Source organism: Streptomyces sp. NPDC048516, from assembly GCF_043199875.1.
Taxonomy (GTDB): Bacteria; Actinomycetota; Actinomycetes; order Streptomycetales; family Streptomycetaceae; genus Streptomyces.
The window spans coordinates 204,215-224,438 of record NZ_JBICWS010000005.1 but is presented as its reverse complement, the minus strand read 5'-3'; the positions used below and the strand labels follow the sequence as shown (position 1 = coordinate 224,438).

Here is a 20,224-nt window from a genome sequence, read left to right as displayed (position 1 = left end):
ATACCACACCGGCACATAACGGAGCCGGGGGAGTTACCGGTATGCGGGGTGAACTGCCCTTCTTTGTCAGTGAGTTGGGGGAAACGGGAGGCGCGCCCGGGCGTGGGCAGGGAGCTATCCGAGAGCCAGCACCACCACTGCCGTGAGTCCCGCGCTCTCCGCGAGTGCCCCGAACACATCTCCGGTCACCCCGCCCAGCCGCCGCCGGCAGTGCCGCAGCAGCAGCTCGCCCAGCCCGAGGCCGAGCAGCGCCGCGAGCCCGGCGTGCAGCGCGCCGTACGCGCCGAACGCGGCGCCGGCCGCCGCGCATCCGGCGGCCACCGCCCCCGTGCACAGCAGCGCCGCCCGTACCGGGACGGTGCCCGCGACCGCCGCGCCGAGCCCTTCAGGGCGGGCGGCCGGCACCCCCGCACGGGAGGCGAGGGTCAGTGCGCAGCGCGCGGTGAGGGCCGCAACGGCCGCCGCGACGGCGCCGTGTGCCCAGCCGTCCGCGTACAGCGCCTCCAGCGCGGCCACCTGGGCCAGCAGGGCGAACAGCAGCGTGATGACCCCGAACGGGCCGATATCGGACTGCTTCATGACGCGCAGCGCCTCCCCGGCGGGCTTGCCGCTGCCCAGTCCGTCGGCGGTGTCGGCGAGCCCGTCCAGATGCAGCCCGCGGGTGAGCACGGCGGGCACCACGGCGGTGGCGACCGCGGCGAGCAGCGGACCGCCGCCGAGCAGCAGCAGCGCCGCGCCGGGTGCGGCCGCGCACAGCCCGACCGCCAGCCCGGCCAGCGGCGCGCAGAGCATGCCGCCGCGCGCCGCCTCCCGGTCCCAGCGGGTGACGCGTACCGGCAGCACGGTCAGCGTTCCGAAGGCGAAGCGCAGGGCGTCGAGGGGGGCCGGGGGAGCGGGGGTGTCGGTCACCGCGGCAGGCTATCCGGGCGGCCGCCAGGTGCGGCCGCCCGGTCCGGACCGTCACCCGCCGAACCGGGCCGCATGGTGATGAAGTGTCCCTACCCGACAAATGGGGAGCGTGTGGGATGGGCCACTGGTGGTACCGCAATATCGTCGAGCCGGGGAAGCTGCCGCTGCTGCTCGCCCTCGCCTCCTTCGTACTGACCTTCCTCGTGACCCGGGCCGTCACCCGGCTCATCCGGGCGGGCAAGGGGCCGTTCCGCAACATCACCCCCGGCGGGGTGCACGTCCATCACGTGGTGCCCGGCGTGATCCTGATGGTCCTCGGCGGCTTCATCGCCCTCGCGGGCGGCCGGCGCGGCTTCGGTTCCGGTGTCGCCGCGGTGCTCTTCGGCATCGGCGTGGGCCTCGTCCTCGACGAGTTCGCGCTGATCCTCCACCTCGACGACGTGTACTGGAGTGAGGAAGGGACCAAGAGCGTCGAGATCGTCATCCTCACCGTCGCCCTGGTGGCCCTGATCCTCGGCGGTTTCCTGCCGTTCGGCGTCAATGAGATCGACCCGGAGGAGAGCACCGACCGCTTCACGGTGGTGCGGACCGTGGCCGTCAACTTCCTCTTCGCGCTCATCGCGCTCACCAAGGGCAAAGGCCGGATCGCGGTCATCGGGGTCTTCGTGCCCTTCGTCGCGCTCTTCGGCGCGGTCCGGCTGGCCCGTCCCAACTCGCCCTGGGCCAGGCGCTTCTACCGCACCCGCCCGAAGGCGCGGGCCCGTGCCCGGGTCCGCGCCTACCGTCACGACCGCCGCTGGTCGGCCGTGCGCCGCAAGGTCGAGCATGTCATCGGGGGTGTACCCAGCCGCTGACCCGCGGTGCGTCCCCCGCCCTGCGCCGCCGCCCCAGCTCCCACAGCGCGCACACCACGAGCACCGCCAGCACCGCGGCGATATGCTCCTTGCCCGCCAGGTTGTTCTTGATGGACACCACCTCGACGACCATCGCCACGGCGACCGCGGCACAGGTGAACCACGCGCGATTGCGCCAGCACACGAACACCGCCAGCCCCACCACGGCCGCCGACGGCCCGGTGTCGATGACGTACTTGTCCGAGTCGGGCAGCCCGAGCGGGCTCTCCGGGCCGATCCAGATGCCGATCCGCGCGTACATCGTCCCGGCGAGCGTGGCGACATAGGCGACCAGCAGCGTCTGCCGCCGGCCCACGCAGATCTCCGCGATCCCGAAGACCACCAGGATCTGCGCCAGCGCCCCCCACACCGGAAGGTCCAGCGCGGGGACGAACAGCGACAGGGGGGTGCGCAGCAACGCCACCCACAGGTGCTCCCAGGCCTGTACGGAGCCGATGTCCTGGACCGTCCGGTAGCCCCAGGGCTGGTGCTGCACGAACTGGAAGGCCAGGGTCAGGCACACCGCGGTGAGCGTCAGCAAAATCGCCCGCAGCTTGGCGGTGAGCAGCGAGGACCGTACCGTCCGCAGGAGCGGGCCCCACTCCGCCACCGCGGCGCGGCGCAGGCCGGACAGCTCCGGCCGCCCCGGCGCGGGCATCTTCCCCGGCCCCGGCGCGGGTACCTCCCCCGGCCCCGCCCCGGCCGCGCTCATCCCGCATTCTCCAGGTGTGTGCGGTTCAGCCACTTGGGCAGACCGGGTGCTTCCAGAAAGCCCTCCGCACGGCCGGCGGCGATTCCGATCCGCAGCAGATCGGTGCTCTTTTCGAAGAGCATGTACCGCGGCTCCCAGATGGGCCGGTATTTCGCATTGGCGCGATAGAGCGATTCGATCTGCCACCACCGGGAGAAGAAGCTGAGCAGTGAGCGCCACAGGCGCAGCACCGGGCCCGCGCCGAGCCGCGATCCACGTTCGAAGACGGAACGGAACATCGCGAAGTTCAGCGAGAGCTGAGTGACCTCCACCTCTTTCGCCCGCTGGATCAACTCCAGCACCATGAACTCCATCAGGCCGTTCTCGGAGTTCCGGTCCCGCCGCATCAGATCCAGCGAAAGGCCCTTTTCGCCCCAGGGCACAAAGCTGAGCAGCGCCCGCAGCTCGCCGGCTTCCTCCCCCGCGCCGCCGTCGCGGCATTCGAGCATCACGCAGCGCCCGTCGCCCACGTCGCCGAGCCGGCCCAGCGCCATCGAGAAACCGCGCTCGGTCTCCCCGTCGCGCCAGTCGTCGGCCAGCCGCAGCAGTTGTGCCATCTCCGCTGCCGGGATGTCCTCGTGGCGCCGGATACGGACGGTGTAGCCGGCCCGCTCGACGCGGTGGTAGGCCTGGCGTACGGTCCGCATCGCGCGGCCGCCGAGGGTGAACTCCTCGGTGTCCACGATCGCTTCGTCGCCCAGTTCCAGCGCGTCCAGGCCGTGCCGGGCGTAGATCGTGCCGCCCTCCTCGCTCGCGCCCATCACCGCGGGCGCCCAGCCGTGCTCCCGTGCCTCGGCCAGCCACACCTCGATCGCCCCGGGCCAGGCCTCGGGGTCTCCCAGCGGATCGCCGGAGGCCAGCGACACCCCGCCCACGACGCGGTAGGTGACCGCCGCCTTGCCGCTGGGGGAGAACAGCACGCTCTTGTCGCGGCGCAGCGCGAAGTAGCCCAGCGAGTCACGGTCGCCGTGCCGCGCGAGGAGCGCGCGCAGCCGCTCCTCGTCGTCCCCGGTGATCGCCTCGGTGCTGCGTACGGACCGGAACGCCGCCCACAGGACCGCGACCAGCAGCAGCGTGCTGAGCACATTGATCGCGACATTGACCCAGTTCGGGGTGGCGATCCCCGGGAACGCGCGGTCGTCGGCGGCCAGCGACACCAGCCGCATCAGGCCGTAGCGCCAGCGCTGGACGAACGTCGAGGCGCCGTCCCCGGCGGTGTTGGTGACGGTCACCAGCAGGGCCGCCAGCAGCGAGGCGGCCAGCAGACCGCCGGCCGCGACCGTCGCCGCCAGCTTCGGGTTCGCGCGGTCGCCCTTCGCGGAGAACTCGCGGCGCCCCACCACCAGCGCCGCGGCGAACAGCACGGTCACCCCCAGCGACACCCAGTTCTGGACATGCCCGCGGAACTCCGGGGCCGCCACCATCCCGAAGGCGAAGAGCAGCGCCAGCAGCCCGGACAGCACCAGATTCAAGATCCAGGCCGCCCGCTTGCCCCGCCGCAGGGTCACCGACAAGAAGAGCGAGAAGACGCCGGAGGCGAACCCCGCCGTCAGCAGGTACGGAGTGAAGAATTCCGCGATGTTGTGCCGGCGGATGTCGTTGCCGAACGACACCCATACCGCGCTCAGCAGATTGATGAAGGTAACCGTGCGCAGATACCAGATGCCGAATGCGGCACCCCGTTGTGACCACGTGCCGCGAGGGCGGGCTTCGTCCGGACTCAAGCGATGTCTCCCATAAAACGTGTAAAGCGCGATCTTATGGGGGGCCGCCGGTGGTCCGGTACGGGCATGACGTGGTGAGCGCCCGGGCCGGGCGCTCGTCCGCTCGCTTCCTGCGGCGGCCGGCCGGGGTGGGCCGGCGCCGGGTCAGTCGCGTACGGGCAGTTCTGCCGCCAGGGCTGCGGCTGCCCGTACCAAAGGCAGGGCCAACAGCGCCCCGGTCCCCTCTCCAGCAGTGACGCCGTGGTCGAGCAGAGGGTTGAGTGCGATCCGGTCCAGCGCCTTGGCCTGGGCCGGCTCCCCGCTCGTCTGCCCGGCCACCCACCAGTCCGGCGCCCGGAACGCCACCCGCTGCGCCACCAGCGCACAGGCCGCCGAGACCACCCCGTCCAGGATCACCGGAGTCCGGCGCACCGCGCTCTGCAGCAGGAAGCCGGTCATCGCGGTCAGATCCGCGCCGCCGACCGCGGCCAGCAGCTCCAGCTGGTCGCCGAGCACCGGGCGGGCCCGCCGCAGCGCGTCGCGGATCGCCGCGCACTTGCGCATCCAGGCCAGATCGTCGATGGGGGCGCCGCCCCGCCCGGTGACCACCGAGGCGTCCGTGCCGCACAGCGCGGCGATCAGCGTGCTCGCCGCGGTCGTCCCGCCGACGCTCAGATCGCCCAGCACCACCAGATCGGTGCCCGCGTCCGCCTCCTCGTCCGCGACGGCCATCCCGGCCCGGAACGCCGCCTCGGCCTCCTCGGCCGTCAGCGCGTCCTCGATGTCGATCCGTCCCGAACCGCGCCGCACCCGGTGCCGGGTGACGTCCTCGGGCAGCTCCTGCGGGTCGCAGTCCACGGCCACATCCACCACCCGCAGCTGCGCCCCGGCGCCCCGGGCCAGCACCGCGACCGGGCTCGCCCCGTCCAGCACGGCCCGTACGAGATCCCTGGTGCCGCCGGCCGGCCGGGCCGACACCCCCAGCTCCGCCACCCCGTGATCGCCCGCGAACAGCAGCACCCGCGGCCGCTCGACGGGCCGCACCGGCACCTGCTGCTGCGCGGCGGCCAGCCACTCGCCCAGCTCGTCGAGGCGGCCGAGCGCACCCGGCGGCACGGCCAGCCGGGCCCGCCGCTCCTCGGCGTCACGGCGTGCACCGCCATCGGGGCGCTCGATCAGGTGGGCGAAGTCGTCGAGGTTCAAGGCGCTCATTGGGCGCAGATTACCGTCAACTCACCGCTGACGAAGCGCACCGGGGGGAACGGCCCGGGGCGAAGTGGCCGAGGCGAAGCGGACCTCGCACACCAGCGGCGTCAGCGCACGCACCACCGGGGCGCGGCGCCCGCGCCACACCAGCCGGGACCACAGGCCGCCCGCCGCCGCGCCTCCCGGCACAGCAGGCTCCGGGCCGACCTCGCGCACCGCGACGATGCCCGGGTGCAGGCAGGCCACCCGCGGCAGTTGGGCACGCTCCAGCCCCCAGCGCGGAGCCGGCCACCGGCCGCCCGCCGCGGCGGCCCGCCGCGCCAGTGCGGCCGCCCGCCCCGGCAGTGCGTCAAAGACCAGCACACCGCCGGGAAACCGCTCCGCACACGCCGCCAGCAGCGCGCGCACCGCGGGCGGCGGCAGCCGCATCAGTACTCCCGGAGCCGTGACGACGACCCCGCGCCACGGCTCCCGTACCGCGTCCAGCCAGGCATGATCGGTCACCGCGCGGGCGACGGTCCGCCGCCGGGCGCCGTCCGGAAGCAGCATCCGGCGGGCCGCCGCGGTCTTCGGGGGCACCACCGTCAGCCAGGTCAGCCGCCCGTTGTCCAGCCGCCAGAAACCGGTGCCCAGCCCCTCGCCGAGCGCGACCACCGTCGCCTCCGGATACCGCTCCAGATAGGCGCGCACGGCCGCGTCGAAAAGCCGCCCGCGCCCCCGGGGCTCACGGACGGGCCCCGCTTGCCACCCGGCCGGCGCTTCGGATTCGGTCCGCTCGGATTCGGTCACGGGTCAAGAGCACCCGGCGCCGCGCCCCCGGGCAAGCGGACACGGGCCGCGCCGGGCCCGTGTCATCCACGCAGCGCAAGCGCCTGCCCCGCGACGACCAGCAGCACCTGCTCGCACTCCGCGGCGAACGCGGCGTTCAGCCGCCCCAGTTCGTCACGGAACCGACGGCCCGCCGGGGTCGCCGGGACGACCCCGGAACCGACCTCGTTGCTCACCGCCACCACCGGCCTGCGCGTTTCGCGCAGCGCCGCCACCAGCGCATCGGTCCGCTTGCGCAGCGCCTCCCGGCCGCCGGCCTCCCAGGTCGCGTCGTCCCACGCCCCGACGTCGTCCATGACATGCGTCAGCCACAGCGCCAGACAGTCGATCAGCAGCGGCGACGTCCCGCCCCGGCGCCCGGCGCCGGGGCCCGCACCGGGCACGCCGGCTTCCCGGCCGAGGCCGGCGCCTTCCCGGCCCGGCCCCGTGTCGTCCGCGCCCGGTCCGGCCCCCAGCAGCGGCAGCAGATCGCAGGTCTCGACGGTGCGCCAGCCGCTGGGGCGCCGCTCGCGGTGCAGCGAGACGCGCTGCGCCCAGTCCTGGTCGCCGTCCCGGGTCCCCCCGGTGGCCACGTACACCACTTCGGGGAAGGCCGCGAGCCGCCGCTCCGCCTCCACCGACTTGCCGCTGCGCGCCCCGCCCAGCACCAGGGTCCGCCGCGGCAGATCCGGCACCGCGTGAAACTCGCCCACCACCAGCGTGCTGCCGTCCGCGACCGCGCGGGCCCCCACCGCGGCCAGCCTGCGGCGCAGTTCGGGCCCCGGCGGCACACCGTGGTCGAGGTGCACCGCGACCACGTCCGTCGCCGCGTCGACCGCGCCGCTCGCCCGTAGCCTGGCCAGCGCATCGGGTCGCTGCACCGCGTCGAGCAGCACCAGGTCGTAGGGACCGGCGCCGCCGGCGGCTTCGTCACCGCCGCCCGCCGCCCGGCCGTTGCCGTTGCCCAGTCCGGCCGGCGCCGCGCCCGGCGGCAGATACAGCAGCCGCTCGCCGTCCGCGCCGGAGATCTCGTAGCCGGTACCGGGGATGTCCACCGCGACGGCGCGCACCCGGTGCCCGTCGAGCAGCGCCAGCTCCCGTCCGTCCGCGACCCGGCCCGGCTGCGGCAGCCCGGCCGGCACCTCCATCGCCGGGCCGTCGTGCGGATGGGAGAGCAGCACCTGCCGAACGCCCGCCAGGGACTGCCCGGCACGGGCGGCCGCAAAGGCCGGGCCCGGCGTCAGGTCGATCATCAGCGCGCCGTCGACGAGCAGCGCGGTCGCCGCCCGCGCCTCGTCGCCGACGGCGGTCGCACAGGCGGCACACGGGCAGCCGGGGCGCGGCAGCCCCTGCGGGGCCCCGGTGCCAAGGAGAGTCACATCCACACCGCCGAGTTTCCCGCGTCCACGCCGGGCGGGCGCGGCGGGGGCGGACTCGACACGGCCGTTAGGCTGCCGATCAGCACGGAAGCACGGCACCGGGGGTGCGTCAGGACGCGCCCGCGGTGGCACAGATTCGTACTCGGTGGGATCCAGGAGGCGCACATGGCGTGGACGTGGCGGTTCGAGAAGGCCGACGGTTCGGAGACGGCGCCGGCCGTGCAACCGGAGGAGTTCACCACCCAGGGCGACGCGGAGTCCTGGATCGGCGAGGAGTGGAAGGCCCTCCTCGAAGGCGGCGTCGACCAGGTCAGGCTGTTCGAGGACGGCACCGAAATCTACGCGGGCCCGATGAGCCTGCACGCGGACGCGGAGGCCTGAGCCGGATCTGACCGGCCGGGGCCGCAGCCCTGACGACTGCCGGGCCGGGTCCGCACGGACCCGGCCCGGCAGTCGGAGAAGCAAATCCCGCCGCTACGGCGCACCGCCACGTACGACGCGGCTACGGCCGCTGTCCCCGCTTCACCTGCGGCTTCGGCAGCCGCAGTCGCCGCATCTGCAGCGTCCGCATCACCGCGTACGCCTTCACGCCCTTGAGGTTCTCGTTCGGGAAGCGCTCCTGCAGCCGCTTGCCCAGACGGAACCAGATCATCACCGAGTCGAGCACGATCAGCACGATGATCACGAGCCACAGCAGCAGCGCGATGCTCTGGATCGAGGGCACCCGGATCATGGTGAGTACCAGGATCACCACGGCCATCGGCAGGAAGAACTCGGCGACACACCACCGGGAGTCGACGAAGTCGCGCGCGAAGCGGCGCACGGGCCCCTTGTCGCGCACCGGCAGATACCGCTCGTCGCCGCTGGCCATCGCCTCGCGCTGGCGGGCCATATCGACTCGGCGGGCCTCACGCTGGGCCTTCGCCGCGTCCTTGCGGTTGGCCGGCGTATGCGCTCGGGAGCGGCGCTGCGACTGGGCGTCGCTGCGTTTGGGCGTAGGGCGGCCCTTGGGGGCCTGCGGATCGCGGGGCTGCTGGGGCTGGTCCGCGGTCACCTTGGCGGTCGCGGCCTGCTCATCCTTCGAACGGCTTCGGAACACAACACCCAAGGGTACGTGCTCGCCGCGGGTGAGCCACGGTCCGACGGGGCACGATCCGGCAACGGCGCTTCCGGAGGCCGGCGTCTGACCAGGCGGGAACCCCTGCACTACCGGGACAGAGCGGACATCGTGCCGATTGTCCGGACTCTCCCTACTCCTTGCGCGGGAGAAGAACGCGCCCCGATCGTCCTGGAGGAGGAGCGCATCCGGGCGCGAACAGTGCGGTAATGGAACCAGGGCCCGTACTGTGGGGTCTGTAGATGTGCTGGAGCCTAAGCCCGAGGTGACTCGGCCAGAAGGGGGCGCGCGAGGCCCATGAGCGATGGTGTCATGAAGCGGATGGGGATGATCTTCCGCGCGAAGGCCAACAAGGCCCTGGACCGGGCCGAAGACCCGCGCGAAACCCTCGACTACTCGTACCAGAAGCAGCTGGAGCTGCTGCAGAAGGTGCGCCGCGGCGTCGCCGACGTGGCGACCTCCCGCAAGCGCCTGGAGCTGCAGCTCAACCAGCTCCAGGGCCAGTCGTCCAAGCTGGAGGACCAGGGCCGCAAGGCGCTGGCGCTCGGCCGCGAGGACCTGGCCCGCGAGGCGCTGAGCCGGCGCAGCGCGCTGCAGCAGCAGGTCACCGACCTGGAGACGCAGCACCAGACGCTGCAGGGCGAGGAGGAGAAGCTCACGCTCGCGGCGCAGCGGCTGCAGGCCAAGGTCGACGCCTTCCGTACGAAGAAGGAGACGATCAAGGCCACCTACACGGCCGCCCAGGCCCAGACCCGGATCGGCGAGGCCTTCTCCGGCATCTCCGAGGAGATGGGCGATGTCGGCATGGCCATCCAGCGCGCGGAGGACAAGACCGCGCAGCTGCAGGCCAGGGCCGGTGCCCTCGACGAGCTGATGGCCTCCGGTGCGCTGGACGACCCGACCGGCATGGCCAAGGACGACATCACCGCCGAGCTGGACCGGCTCTCCGGCGGCAGCGACGTCGAACTGGAGCTGCAGCGGATGAAGGCCGAGCTCGCGGGAGGCTCGTCCGGCCAGCAGGCCATCGAGGGCGGTCAGAACGGCGGGGCACAGTCCGCCCCGCAGCAGGACCGGCCGCGTTTCGACAAGCAGTGACGGCCGGCGGCGGATAGCCTCGCCGGAGATCGTCGGACCGGACCAAGGGAGACCGTCGTGATCGTACGGATCATGGGGGAGGGCCAGGTGAAGCTGGACGATGCCCACTTCGCCGAGCTCAACAAACTGGACGATGAACTGCTCGCCGAGATGGAGAGCAACGACGAAGCGGGTTTCCAGCGCACTCTCGGTGCCCTGCTGGACGCGGTGCGCCGACTGGGTACACCGCTTCCCGACGATGCCCTCGAACCGTCCGAACTCATCCTGCCGTCCGCCGACGCCTCTCTCGAAGAGGTCCGGGAGATGCTCAACGACGACGGCCTCATCCCGGGCTGAACCCCGGCCAGGTCCCGGCCAGGACCCGGTTCCGCCCGGTCCGGTCACTCCACTCCAGCGCACGGCGCCCCGGCCCCTCGGCGGACCGGGGCGCTACCGTTTGCTCTTGTGAGTCACCTCGACCCCCGCCCGGACACGCCCCGCGCCGGCCGCTTCCCGTGGCAGCGGGCACATCCGCTCGCCTTCGACACCGTTCTGGCGGTGGCTGTCTTCGCGTGCGTCCTGTGCGGCGCGGTGGCCGACCCGCACGGCCCGCACGGCCCGCGGTTCGGCGCTCACCACCTGTCCGCCACGACCGTGGGGTTCGCCGCGCTGGCCTGCGCCGCCCTGGTCCTGCGCCGCCGGCTGCCCCGTACGGTCCTGGCCGTCACCGGCGTCTGCACCATCGTCGAACTGCTCGCGCGCTCCAGTGACCCGCGCGCCCCCGTGGCCGCCGCCGCCGTGATCGCCCTCTACAGCCTGGCCTCGCGCACCGACCGGCCCACCACCTGGCGGATCGGCGCGCTGACCGTCGTCGTCCTGACGGCCGCCGCGATGCTCTGCGGTCCCCGCCCCTGGTACGCGCAGGAGAACATCGCGATCTTCGCCTGGACGGGCATGGCCGCGGCCGCCGGTGACGCGGTCCGCAGCCGCCGGGCCTTCGTCGACGCCATCCGCGAGCGCGCCGAACGCGCCGAGCGCACCCGCGAGGAGGAGGCCCGGCGCCGGGTCGCCGAGGAGCGCCTGCGGATCGCCCGCGAGCTGCACGATGTCGTCGCCCACCACATCGCCCTGGTCAACGTCCAGGCCGGCGTCGCCTCGCACGTCATGGACAACCGCCCCGACCAGGCCAAACAGGCGCTGGCGCACGTCCGCGAGGCGTCCCGCTCGGCGCTGGAGGAACTGCGCGCCACGGTCGGCCTGTTGCGGCAGTCCGACGACCCCAAGGCGCCGACCGAGCCCGCGCCCGGCCTCGGCGTCCTCGACCAGCTCGTCGAGGGGTTCGTCCGCGCCGGGATCCCCGTCGATCTGGAGATCCCGCACGCGCCCCGGCCGCTGCCCGCCTCCGTCGACCTCACCGCCTACCGCGTGGTCCAGGAAGCGCTCACCAACGTCCACAAGCACGCCGGCGAGGGGGCCCGCGCCACGGTGCGGATCCTCCACTGCGAGACCGCGCTGACCGTGACCGTCCTGGACGACGGCGCGGGCCGGGCCGGCATCCCGCGGCAGAAGGGCGGCGACCGGCCGCCCACGGAGCAGGGCGGGCCCGGTGAGCCGCGGGACAGCGGCGGCGGCCACGGCCTGATCGGGATGCGCGAGCGGGTCTTCGCGCTGCGCGGCACGGTCGTGACCGGCCCGCGCGCGGCCGGCGGCTTCCAGGTGCGGGTCACCCTTCCACTGCAGACCGTCCGTACGGGGGAGTCGATATGACGATCAAGGTGCTGCTCGCCGACGACCAGGCGCTGCTGCGCAGCGCCTTCCGGGTGCTGGTCGACTCCGAGCCCGACATGGAAGTGGTGGCGGAGGCCTCCGACGGCGCCCAGGCGTACGAGCTGACCCGGGCGAAGCGCCCCGATGTCGTCCTGATGGACATCCGGATGCCCGGGGTGGACGGCCTGGCGGCCACCCGCATGATCAGCGAGGACCCGGAACTCACCGGCGTCCGGGTGGTCATCCTGACGACCTTCGAGGTCGACGACTATGTGGTGCAGTCGCTGCGGGCCGGTGCCAGCGGCTTCCTGGGCAAGGGTGCCGAGCCGGACGAGATGCTGGGCGCGATCCGGATCGCGGCGGCCGGCGAGGCGCTGTTGTCGCCCGTCGCGACCAAGGGCCTGATCGCCAAGTTCCTTGCGCAGGGCGGCAGTACGGGGGACGGCGGGCCCGGTGGCCGGGGCACCGAGCGGTTGGCGACGCTGACCGGCCGCGAGCGGGAGGTGCTGACCCTGGTGGCCGGCGGACTGTCCAACGACGAGATCGCCGAGCAGCTGGCGGTCAGCCCGCTCACCGTCAAGACGCATGTGAACCGCGCGATGGCCAAACTGGGCGCCCGCGACCGGGCCCAGCTGGTGGTCATCGCCTACGAGTCCGGACTCGTACGCCCACGGGTGCAGTGAAGGGGGAGGGGCCCGTACTCCCAACGCGGTACGGGCCCCGGCCGAAAACCGACCTGCGAGCGAGGAAAACCGGCCAGGGCATGGCGGAAGGTGTAGGTGGGCCCGGGAAAGGCCCCGCCGACCGTTTCAGAACAGAAGAGAGACCCCACCCATGTCCTGGCTGTCCCGACTCAGCCTCGTACAACGGGGCCTGATAGCGCTGATGTCGATCGTGGCGATCGCCTTCGGCGCCATCGCGATCCCGCAGCTCAAGCAGCAGCTCCTGCCGTCCATCGAACTCCCGATGGTGTCCGTGATGGCCCCCTACCAGGGCGCCTCCCCCGAGGTCATCGAGAAGCAGGTGATCGAGCCGCTGGAGGACGGTGTCCAGGCGGTCGACGGCATCAAGTCCGTCACCTCGACGTCGAGCGAGGGCTCGGGCGTCATCATGGCGCAGTTCGACTACGGCAATGACTCCAAGCGCCTGGTCGCCGATGTCCAGCAGGCCGTGAACCGCGCCCGCGCCAAGCTGCCCGACGACGTCGACCCGCAGGTGGTGTCCGGCTCGACCGACGACATCCCCACCGTGGTCCTGGCCGTCTCCTCCGGCTCCAAGGACCAGCAGACGCTGGCCGACCAGCTCAACCGCAGCGTGGTGCCGGACCTGAAGAACATCGACGGCGTCAGCCAGGTCAGCGTGGACGGCGTCCAGGACCGGATCGTCGCGGTCACCCCCGACGACAAGAAGCTCGCCGCCGCCGGGCTGACCCCCCAGGCACTGGGCCAGGCGCTGGAGGCCGGCGGTACCTCGGTGCCCGCCGGTTCGTTCGCCGAAGCAGGCAAGAGCAAGACCGTGCAGGTCGGCGCGGGGTTCACCGCCGTCAAGCAGATCCGGGACCTGTCGATCGCGCCGTCCGCGGGGGCCGGGGGCTCCGGCGCGGCGGCCGGTGACTCCGGTGCGGGGGCGGGCGCGAGCGCCGGCCGCCCGGCCGGCCCGGTCCGGCTCGGCGATGTCGCCACCGTCAAGGAGCAGGCCGCCACCCCGACCTCGATCACCCGCACCGACGGCAGGCCCAGCCTCGCCCTCCGGGTGACGATGGACCAGGACGGCAGCGCGGTCGCGATCTCCGACGCGGTCAAGGACAAGCTGCCGAAGATCCGTCAGGACCTGGGCAAGGGCACCGAGGTCACGGTCGCCTCCGACCAGGGCCCGGCGGTCTCCAAGTCGATAGAGTCGCTGACCACCGAGGGCCTGCTCGGCCTCGCCATGGCGGTCATCGTCATCCTGGTCTTCCTGCTCAGCCTGCGCTCGACGCTGGTCACCGCGGTCTCCATCCCGCTCTCGGTCGTCATCACCCTGATCGTGCTGTGGACCGGGGACCTCTCCCTGAACATGCTCACCCTCGGCGCGCTGACCATCGCGATCGGCCGCGTCGTCGACGACTCCATCGTCGTCCTGGAGAACATCAAGCGGCACCTGGGCTACGGCGAGGAGCGCCGCGAGGCCATCCTCTCCGCCGTCAAGGAGGTCTCCGGAGCGATCACCTCCTCCACCCTCACCACGGTCGCGGTGTTCTTGCCGATCGGCGTGGTCGGCGGCATGGTGGGCGCCCTCTTCGGCTCCTTCTCCCTGACCGTCACCGTCGCCCTGCTGTCCTCCCTGATCGTCTCCCTGACGGTCGTACCGGTCCTCTCGTTCTGGTTCCTGCGCGCCCCGCGGATCCCCGAGGGCACCACCCCGGACGACCTGCGCCGCCAGGCCGAGGAGAAGGAGGCCAAGAGCCCGCTGCAGCGCCTCTACGTCCCCGTCCTGCGGTTCGCGACCCGCCGCCGGGTCACCAGCCTGGTCATCGCCGTCGTGGTCCTCCTCGGCACCTTCGCCATGGGCCCGCTCCTGAAGACGAACTTCCTGGACCAGGGCGACCAGGACACCCTCACCCTCAAGCAGGAGCTCAAGCCCGGCACCAGCCTGGACGCGGCCGACAAGCAGGCCAAGAAGGTCGAGAAGCTGCTCGCGGCCAACGACGACATCGCCGACTACCAGGTCACCGTCGGCTCCTCCGGCTTCATGGCGGCCTTCGGCGGCGGGACCAGTGCCAATCAGGCCTCCTACCAGCTCAAGCTGAAGGACGCCGGGGACTCCGAAAAGGTCACCGACGACCTGCGGGCCGGTCTCGGCAAGCTCGGCAAGTCCATCGGCGACACCACCGTCACCGCGGGCGGCGGCTTCGGCAGCCAGGACCTGAGCGTGGTCGTCAAGGCCGCCGACGGCGATGTCCTGAAGAAGGCCAGTGAGCAGGTCCGCAAGACCGTCGCCGGTCTCGACGACGTCACGGATGTCCAGAGTGACCTCGCCCAGAGCGTGCCGCGGATCTCCGTGAAGCCCAACGACAAGGCGGCCGCTGCCGGTTACAACCAGACCACCCTCGGCGGTGCGGTCACCCAGGCGGTGCGCGGCACCACCAGCGGCAAGGCGGTCCTGGACGACACCGAGCGCGACATCGTGATCAAGTCGGCCCACCCGGCCACCACCGTGGCCGAGCTGAAGGACCTGACCGTCCCGACCCCGTCCGGCCCGGCGAAGCTCAGCAGCCTCGCCACCGTGCAGACCGTCCCCGGCCCGGTCCAGATGACCCGGATCGACGGGGCCCGTTCGGCGACCATCACCGCCAAGCCGACCGGCGACAACACCGGCGCGGTCAGCACCACCCTGCAGAGCAAGATCAACGCGCTGAAGCTGCCCGACGGCGCCACCGCCGAGATCGGCGGCGTCTCCCAGGACCAGACCGACGCGTTCACCTCGCTGGGCCTGGCGATGCTGGCGGCCATCGCCATCGTCTTCATGCTCCTGGTCGGCACCTTCCGCTCGCTGATCCAGCCGCTGATCCTGCTCGTCTCGATCCCCTTCGCGGCGACCGGCGCGATCGGCCTGCTGGTCGCCACCGGCACCCCGCTGGGCGTCCCGGCGATGATCGGCATGCTGATGCTGATCGGCATCGTGGTCACCAACGCCATCGTGCTGATCGACCTCATCAACCAGTACCGGGCGCAGGGTTACGGCGTCGTCGAAGCGGTCATCGAGGGCGGCCGCCACCGGCTGCGCCCGATCCTGATGACGGCGCTGGCCACGATCATGGCGCTGCTCCCGATGGCGCTGTCCATCACCGGCGACGGCGGCTTCATCTCCCAGCCGCTCGCCGTGGTCGTGATAGGCGGTCTGATCACCTCCACCCTGCTCACCCTCCTCCTCGTCCCGACGCTCTACGCGATGATCGAGCTCCGCAAGGAGCGCCGGGCGAAGAAGAAGGCCGCGAAGCGGTCCGCCAAGGACGGCCCGCAGCCCGAGGAGACCGACCGCACACCGGAGCCGGCGAGCGTCTGACGCCGGTGAGCGTGTGACACCACCGACAAGGTGACGCAGAAACGATGCCCCCGCAGGCCGGTGCTTGCGGGGGCATCGTGCTGGGCATCCCCGTCCCGGGGTCCGCAAACCGCACCGGCGAAGGGGGAGCACGATGGGCAAGCACGGGGACGGCAAGGGCGGCGAGGAGGGCGACAAGCAGCAGAGCCCGAAGGAATCCGACGGCCGGTGGACCAAGCCGGTGACCAATCCGCCGAAGAAGTAGGGGGCGACGCCATGTCCTCGCCGAGCCGGCTGGTGGAAATCCTGCACAACAAGGGCGAGTTGCCGCCGCAATGGGCCCCGGCGGTCGCCGCCGTCGACCGCGCGCACTTCGTCCCGGACACCTTCGAGGTGGCCGACCGAACGGTCTCCCGCGCCGCGGACGAGGCGGAGTGGCGCCGGATGGTCTACGCCGACCTGCCCCTCATCACCCAGCACAACGACGGCCGGCGCGCGGCGGGCGAGGTGGCCTTTCCCACCTGCTCGACGTCCATGCCCTCCCTCATGCTGGCGATGGCCGCGATCGTCCGGGACGGCGACGCGGTACTGGAGGTCGGCACCGGTACCGGCTACCACGCCGCCTGGCTCGCCCACCGGCTCGGCGGGGACCGTACGACCACGATCGAGACCGACAGGGGCCTGCACGACATCGCCCGGGACAACCTTGCCCGGGCGGGCCTGCACCCCCACATGGAGTGCGGGGACGGCCTGGCGGGCGTCCCCGCGCGGGCCCCCTTCGACCGGATCATCGCGACCTGCACGGTCCGCGACATCCCCTACGCCTGGGTGGAGCAGACCGCCCCGGGCGGCACGATCCTCACCCCGTGGGGCTCGTCGTTCCACTCCTACTCGTTCGCCACCCTGACGGTCCGCGACGGGCGGGCCACCGGCGGCTTCTCCGGCCGCCCGGCCTTCATGTGGGCCCGCCAGCAGCGCCGCTCCTACGGCCGCATCAGGGACTGGTACCACGGCGAGGAGGGCGAGCACTCCACGACCACGCTCGACCCCCGGGTGCTGGAGGACGATCCGCACGCCCGCTTCGCCGTCGGACTGCGGGTGCGGGACGCCTGGCCGCTGCTGTGCCACGCCGACGACGGCAGCGACGAGGCCACGTACTGGCTCTTCGACGACGCCCGCAGCTCATGGGCCACCGCCGAATACGTCCCCGGCCGTGCGGTGTACGAGACGGAACAGCACGGCCCGCGCCGCCTGTGGGACGAGGTCGAATCCGCCTACCGCGCCTGGCGGGCCCAGGGCAGCCCGTCCCGCGACCGCTATCGCATCACCGTCACCGCCGAGGGCCAGACCGTCTCGGTGTGAGCGGCCCGTCCCGGCGCGGCGCCGAAACGGCCCGAACGGCGCGCCTAGCCTTGCTGCTTGAGGGAGTCCACGAACTCGGTCCAGGCTGCAGCCGGGACGAGGAGGGCGGGGCCGTGGGGGTCCTTGCTGTCGCGTACGGGGACGAGGCCGGGGAACTCATCGGCGACCTCGACGCAGCTCCCGCCGTTGGTGTTGCTGTAGCTGCTCTTGCGCCAGCGAGCCGCGCTCAACTCGGTTGTGTGTCGCATGGCTTGTAGTCCTCCATTGCCTTTCGGACCAGGTCCGCTGACTCCGCCAGTGAGAGGGCATTCGCACGCAACACCTCGTACCGGCGCCGCCACTTCTTCACGGCTTCGGGATCCTCGTGGAGATGCGCGGCCTCGATGCCTTCTTCGTAAGCCATGGTGGAGCCGTCGGGAAGCGACAGCAGATTCAGGGCGCCGCCCGTCAACGGGTACGGACCCGCGCTGAACGGCATGACCTGCACCTTACTGTCGGGAGTATCCACCTGTTCGAGCAGCCGAGCCAGTTGTTTGTGCAGGCACTCCCTGCCGCCCGCGTGCCGCCGGAGCACAGCCTCGTCGGTGATCACCCATCGGTATGGCCGGGCGGCCGAGTGCAGACGCTCCTGACGGGACATCCGGGCGTTGACACGCTCTTCGACCTGTCCCTCGGTCAAGTCCTCCTGGCGGCCCAGAGAGTCCCGGGCGTACTCCTTGATCTGCAGCAATCCGGGCACGGCCTGCGGTTCATAGACCTCGATTACTTCAGCGCGTGCCTCGAAGTCCATGAATCGCCGGTACTGATCCGGATGCGCCTCAATGGAGCACGTGACGCTCCGTCTGCGGGCGGAGTGGTACACGCAATTGGCGTCGCGCGGACGTGGCGGCACACCCATGTGGCGGCGCACGGCTACGGCGGTGCACACATTTGGCCGTGCACCTCTCGCCGATCGCGGGAGCCGGTGGTTTCGTGGCGGGTGGTGCTGGACCGACGAAAGGTGTGCAACCGTGCCGTCCGTGCTGGCCCGCAGGGCCACCCCCGTCATCGCGCTCGGGCTGGGTCTCGCCCTGGCTCTCTCGGTGCCGCCGTCCGCCCTCGCCTCGTCGGGCGACGTCCGGGTCCGCGTCGGCGTGACCGGCGGCCCCTACACCGCGAGCGTGGGACTCGTCATCACGGGACCGCGCACGCTCTTGGGCGGTTTCTACTGCGCCGCCGACGGCCTCTCGCCCACGCCCCTCACGGCCCTGGTCGACGCCGATGAGCAGTACGGCCTCGGCGGCGTCAAGGCGCGCTGGGACACCAAAGCCCAGGACTTCGTCGTCACCGAGATCCACGGCGACGCCGCCGAGGGCAAGAAGAAGTGGAACGCGTACGTGAACGAGGAGAAGATCAAGAAGGGCCCCTGCCACACCGCGATCAAGGGCGGCGACAAGGTCCGCTGGACCTTGGAGTAGCCCGGCCGGCCAAGCAGGGGCAGACGGGGCCCGCCCCCCACTCACCCTCGCTTACTCACCCACGGGAGGTGACGGGCCGGAGGGGCCTGGTGTGTGGACGTAAAGCGCAGCAGTCCACACACCAGGCCCCGGAGGTCCGTCACCGCACCCACAGCCCCGCGCAGCGGACCCGGCCCGCCGCAGGCGAAACGGCGGCAAACCCCCATGGCGGGAAAGCCAAAAACGCCCCGAGGCAAAGCGCAGCGGACCGGCAGGGAATCACTTCGCGTACCGACGGAGGAACAACGCCTCGGCAAGAGAAAGCCGCTCCAACTCCTGCGGAGACACGCTTTCGTTGACCGCGTGGATCTGTGCCTCCGGCTCGCTCAGGCCGATCAGCAGAATCTCCGCGTCCGGGTAGAGCCCGGCCAGCGTGTTGCACAGCGGGATCGAGCCGCCCATGCCGGAGGTCTGCATCTCCTCGCCGTCGTACGCCTCGCGCAGTGCCTCCGCCATCGAGGTGTACGCCGGGCTGCTGGTGTCGGCGCGGAACGGCTGGCCCTGGCCGATCTGCTCGACCGCGACCCGCGCGCCCCAGGGGGCGGCGCTCTCCAGATGCGCGGTCAGCAGCTTCGTCGCCTCGGCCGCGTCCGTGCCCGGCGGCACCCGCAGGCTGACCAGTGCCCGCGCGCCGGCCTGTACGGACGGGGTGGCGCCGACCACCGGCGGGCAGTCGATGCCGAGCACCGTGACGGCCGGACGCGCCCAGATCCGGTCCGCGACCGAACCGCTGCCCACCAGCCCGACACCGTCGAGCACCTTGGCGTCCTTGCGGAAGTCCTCCTCGGGGTACTGCAGGCCCTCCCAGGAGGCGTCCGCGGCCAGCCCGTGCACCGTGGTCGAACCGTCCTCGGCGCGCAGCGAGTCCAGGATCCGGATCAGTGCCGCCAGCGCGTCGGGGGCCGCCCCGCCGAACTGGCCGGAGTGCAGATTGCCCTCCAGGGTGTCGACCTGGACCCGTACGAGCGTCATCCCGCGCAGCGTCGCGGTCACCGTCGGCAGCCCGACCCGGAAGTTGCCGGTGTCGCCGATGACGATGGCGTCGGCGGCCAGCAGCTCGGGGTGGGCCTCGGCGTAGCGCTCCAGGCCGCCGGTGCCCTGCTCCTCCGAACCCTCCACGATCACCTTGACGTTGACCGGCACGCCGCCGTGCTCCTTGAGGGCACGCAGCGCCGTCAGATGCATGATCAGGCCGCCCTTGCAGTCCGCGGCGCCGCGCCCGTACCAGCGGCCGTCGCGCTCGGTCAGCTCGAACGGCGGGGAGACCCAGGCGGCCTCGTCCAGCGGCGGCTGCACGTCGTAGTGCGCATACAGCAGCACCGTCGGGGCGCCGGCCGGGCCGGGCAGGAAGCCGTACACGGACCGGGTGCCGTCCGGGGTGTCCAGCAGCGCCACGTCCTGGAAGCCGTCCGCCCGCAGCGCCCCGGCGACCCAGTCGGCGGCCGCCTCGCACTCGCTCTTGGGGAACTGGGCGGGATCCGCCACCGACTTGAAGGCCACCAGCTCGGCCAGCTCGGTCCTGGCGCGGGGCTGCAGTGCGGCGACGGTACGTGCGAGCGGGCTGTCAGACATGGAACGCTCCTTGTGGGCGCGACGTTGTGCGTACGGGCCGTCCGGCCTCGTGAGCCGGACGGGCCGGACGTACGGGCATCAGTGCCCCCGATCTTCCCACAGGCCGCTGGCTCAACAGCGGCCCGTAGGATGCGGGCGGTACGCGCAGCCAGGCATCGAACGGGA

Annotated in this window: 19 protein-coding genes; 9 read left to right on the top strand and 10 right to left on the bottom strand. The window is 72.2% G+C overall.

Annotated elements, in window-relative coordinates; translation table 11 throughout:
• Window positions 1-114: 114 nt before the first annotated feature.
• Entirely contained in the window at window positions 115-909 is a 795-nt protein-coding gene (locus tag ACGFR7_RS12745) for an adenosylcobinamide-GDP ribazoletransferase (RefSeq protein ID WP_393317043.1), read from the bottom strand.
• Window positions 910-1,025: 116 nt separating this feature from the next.
• Between ACGFR7_RS12745 and ACGFR7_RS12740 the strand changes: the two genes are divergently transcribed.
• Window positions 1,026-1,763, top strand: coding sequence for a hypothetical protein (locus ACGFR7_RS12740; protein WP_393317040.1), 738 nt, complete (start codon window positions 1,026-1,028; stop codon window positions 1,761-1,763).
• Here the strand turns inward: ACGFR7_RS12740 and ACGFR7_RS12735 are convergent.
• The 5 genes from ACGFR7_RS12735 to ACGFR7_RS12715 form a co-directional block, all read right to left on the bottom strand.
• Window positions 1,738-2,514: a hypothetical protein gene (locus tag ACGFR7_RS12735; RefSeq protein ID WP_393317037.1), complete on the bottom strand. Its 777-nt coding sequence runs from the start codon at window positions 2,512-2,514 to the stop codon at window positions 1,738-1,740. The genes ACGFR7_RS12740 and ACGFR7_RS12735 overlap by 26 nt on opposite strands.
• Window positions 2,511-4,277: a phosphatidylglycerol lysyltransferase domain-containing protein gene (locus ACGFR7_RS12730; protein WP_393317034.1), complete on the bottom strand. Its 1,767-nt coding sequence runs from the start codon at window positions 4,275-4,277 to the stop codon at window positions 2,511-2,513. Before ACGFR7_RS12730 ends, ACGFR7_RS12735 begins: the two co-directional genes overlap by 4 nt.
• Before the next feature lie 144 nt (window positions 4,278-4,421).
• Window positions 4,422-5,468 carry a nicotinate-nucleotide--dimethylbenzimidazole phosphoribosyltransferase gene (gene cobT / locus ACGFR7_RS12725; protein WP_393317031.1) on the bottom strand — a complete coding sequence of 349 codons (1,047 nt, stop codon included), beginning with the start codon at window positions 5,466-5,468 and terminating at the stop codon, window positions 4,422-4,424.
• A gap of 21 nt (window positions 5,469-5,489) precedes the next feature.
• Complete coding sequence (locus ACGFR7_RS12720) at window positions 5,490-6,251, bottom strand: class I SAM-dependent methyltransferase (protein ID WP_393317028.1); 762 nt, start codon at window positions 6,249-6,251, stop codon at window positions 5,490-5,492.
• Between the two features lie 62 nt (window positions 6,252-6,313).
• On the bottom strand, window positions 6,314-7,654 hold the full coding sequence (locus ACGFR7_RS12715; protein WP_393317025.1) for a bifunctional adenosylcobinamide kinase/adenosylcobinamide-phosphate guanylyltransferase: 1,341 nt from the start codon (window positions 7,652-7,654) through the stop codon (window positions 6,314-6,316).
• Window positions 7,655-7,813: 159 nt separating this feature from the next.
• Between ACGFR7_RS12715 and ACGFR7_RS12710 the strand changes: the two genes are divergently transcribed.
• A complete protein-coding gene (locus ACGFR7_RS12710) occupies window positions 7,814-8,029 on the top strand; it encodes a hypothetical protein (RefSeq protein ID WP_262041320.1) in 216 nt (71 codons plus the stop codon).
• 121 nt (window positions 8,030-8,150) lie between these two features.
• Here the strand turns inward: ACGFR7_RS12710 and ACGFR7_RS12705 are convergent, their stop codons facing one another.
• Window positions 8,151-8,747: a DUF3043 domain-containing protein gene (locus tag ACGFR7_RS12705; protein WP_393317021.1), complete on the bottom strand. Its 597-nt coding sequence runs from the start codon at window positions 8,745-8,747 to the stop codon at window positions 8,151-8,153.
• A 315-nt stretch (window positions 8,748-9,062) separates the two neighbouring features.
• On the opposite strand from ACGFR7_RS12705, the gene ACGFR7_RS12700 reads away from it, so the two are divergent.
• The 6 genes from ACGFR7_RS12700 (at window position 9,063) to ACGFR7_RS12675 (ending at window position 16,991) form a co-directional block, all read left to right on the top strand.
• Complete coding sequence (locus ACGFR7_RS12700; protein WP_359459407.1) at window positions 9,063-9,860, top strand: PspA/IM30 family protein; 798 nt, start codon at window positions 9,063-9,065, stop codon at window positions 9,858-9,860.
• Between the two features lie 57 nt (window positions 9,861-9,917).
• Complete coding sequence (locus ACGFR7_RS12695; RefSeq protein WP_393317018.1) at window positions 9,918-10,196, top strand: hypothetical protein; 279 nt, start codon at window positions 9,918-9,920, stop codon at window positions 10,194-10,196.
• A gap of 108 nt (window positions 10,197-10,304) precedes the next feature.
• Window positions 10,305-11,606, top strand: a complete 1,302-nt coding sequence (locus ACGFR7_RS12690; RefSeq protein ID WP_393317015.1) for a sensor histidine kinase — start codon at window positions 10,305-10,307, stop codon at window positions 11,604-11,606.
• Complete coding sequence (locus tag ACGFR7_RS12685) at window positions 11,603-12,289, top strand: response regulator (protein WP_393317012.1); 687 nt, start codon at window positions 11,603-11,605, stop codon at window positions 12,287-12,289. Before ACGFR7_RS12690 ends, ACGFR7_RS12685 begins: the two co-directional genes overlap by 4 nt.
• A 151-nt stretch (window positions 12,290-12,440) precedes the next feature.
• Window positions 12,441-15,650 (top strand): efflux RND transporter permease subunit, encoded by a 3,210-nt coding sequence (locus tag ACGFR7_RS12680; protein WP_393317009.1) that lies wholly within the window; start codon window positions 12,441-12,443, stop codon window positions 15,648-15,650.
• A gap of 255 nt (window positions 15,651-15,905) precedes the next feature.
• A complete protein-coding gene (locus ACGFR7_RS12675; RefSeq protein WP_393317006.1) occupies window positions 15,906-16,991 on the top strand; it encodes a methyltransferase domain-containing protein in 1,086 nt (361 codons plus the stop codon).
• 44 nt (window positions 16,992-17,035) lie between these two features.
• On the opposite strand, the gene ACGFR7_RS12670 is transcribed toward ACGFR7_RS12675, so the two are convergent.
• Entirely contained in the window at window positions 17,036-17,239 is a 204-nt protein-coding gene (locus tag ACGFR7_RS12670) for a DUF397 domain-containing protein (protein ID WP_393317003.1), read from the bottom strand.
• Window positions 17,218-17,781 carry a DUF5753 domain-containing protein gene (locus tag ACGFR7_RS12665; protein ID WP_393317001.1) on the bottom strand — a complete coding sequence of 188 codons (564 nt, stop codon included), beginning with the start codon at window positions 17,779-17,781 and terminating at the stop codon, window positions 17,218-17,220. Before ACGFR7_RS12665 ends, ACGFR7_RS12670 begins: the two co-directional genes overlap by 22 nt.
• A 220-nt stretch (window positions 17,782-18,001) precedes the next feature.
• Between ACGFR7_RS12665 and ACGFR7_RS12660 the strand changes: the two genes are divergently transcribed.
• Window positions 18,002-18,448: a hypothetical protein gene (locus ACGFR7_RS12660; RefSeq protein ID WP_393316998.1), complete on the top strand. Its 447-nt coding sequence runs from the start codon at window positions 18,002-18,004 to the stop codon at window positions 18,446-18,448.
• 258 nt (window positions 18,449-18,706) lie between these two features.
• Here ACGFR7_RS12660 and ACGFR7_RS12655 read toward each other — a convergent pair whose 3' ends face one another.
• Complete coding sequence (locus ACGFR7_RS12655) at window positions 18,707-20,059, bottom strand: dipeptidase (RefSeq protein ID WP_393316995.1); 1,353 nt, start codon at window positions 20,057-20,059, stop codon at window positions 18,707-18,709.
• Window positions 20,060-20,224 lie beyond the last annotated feature (165 nt).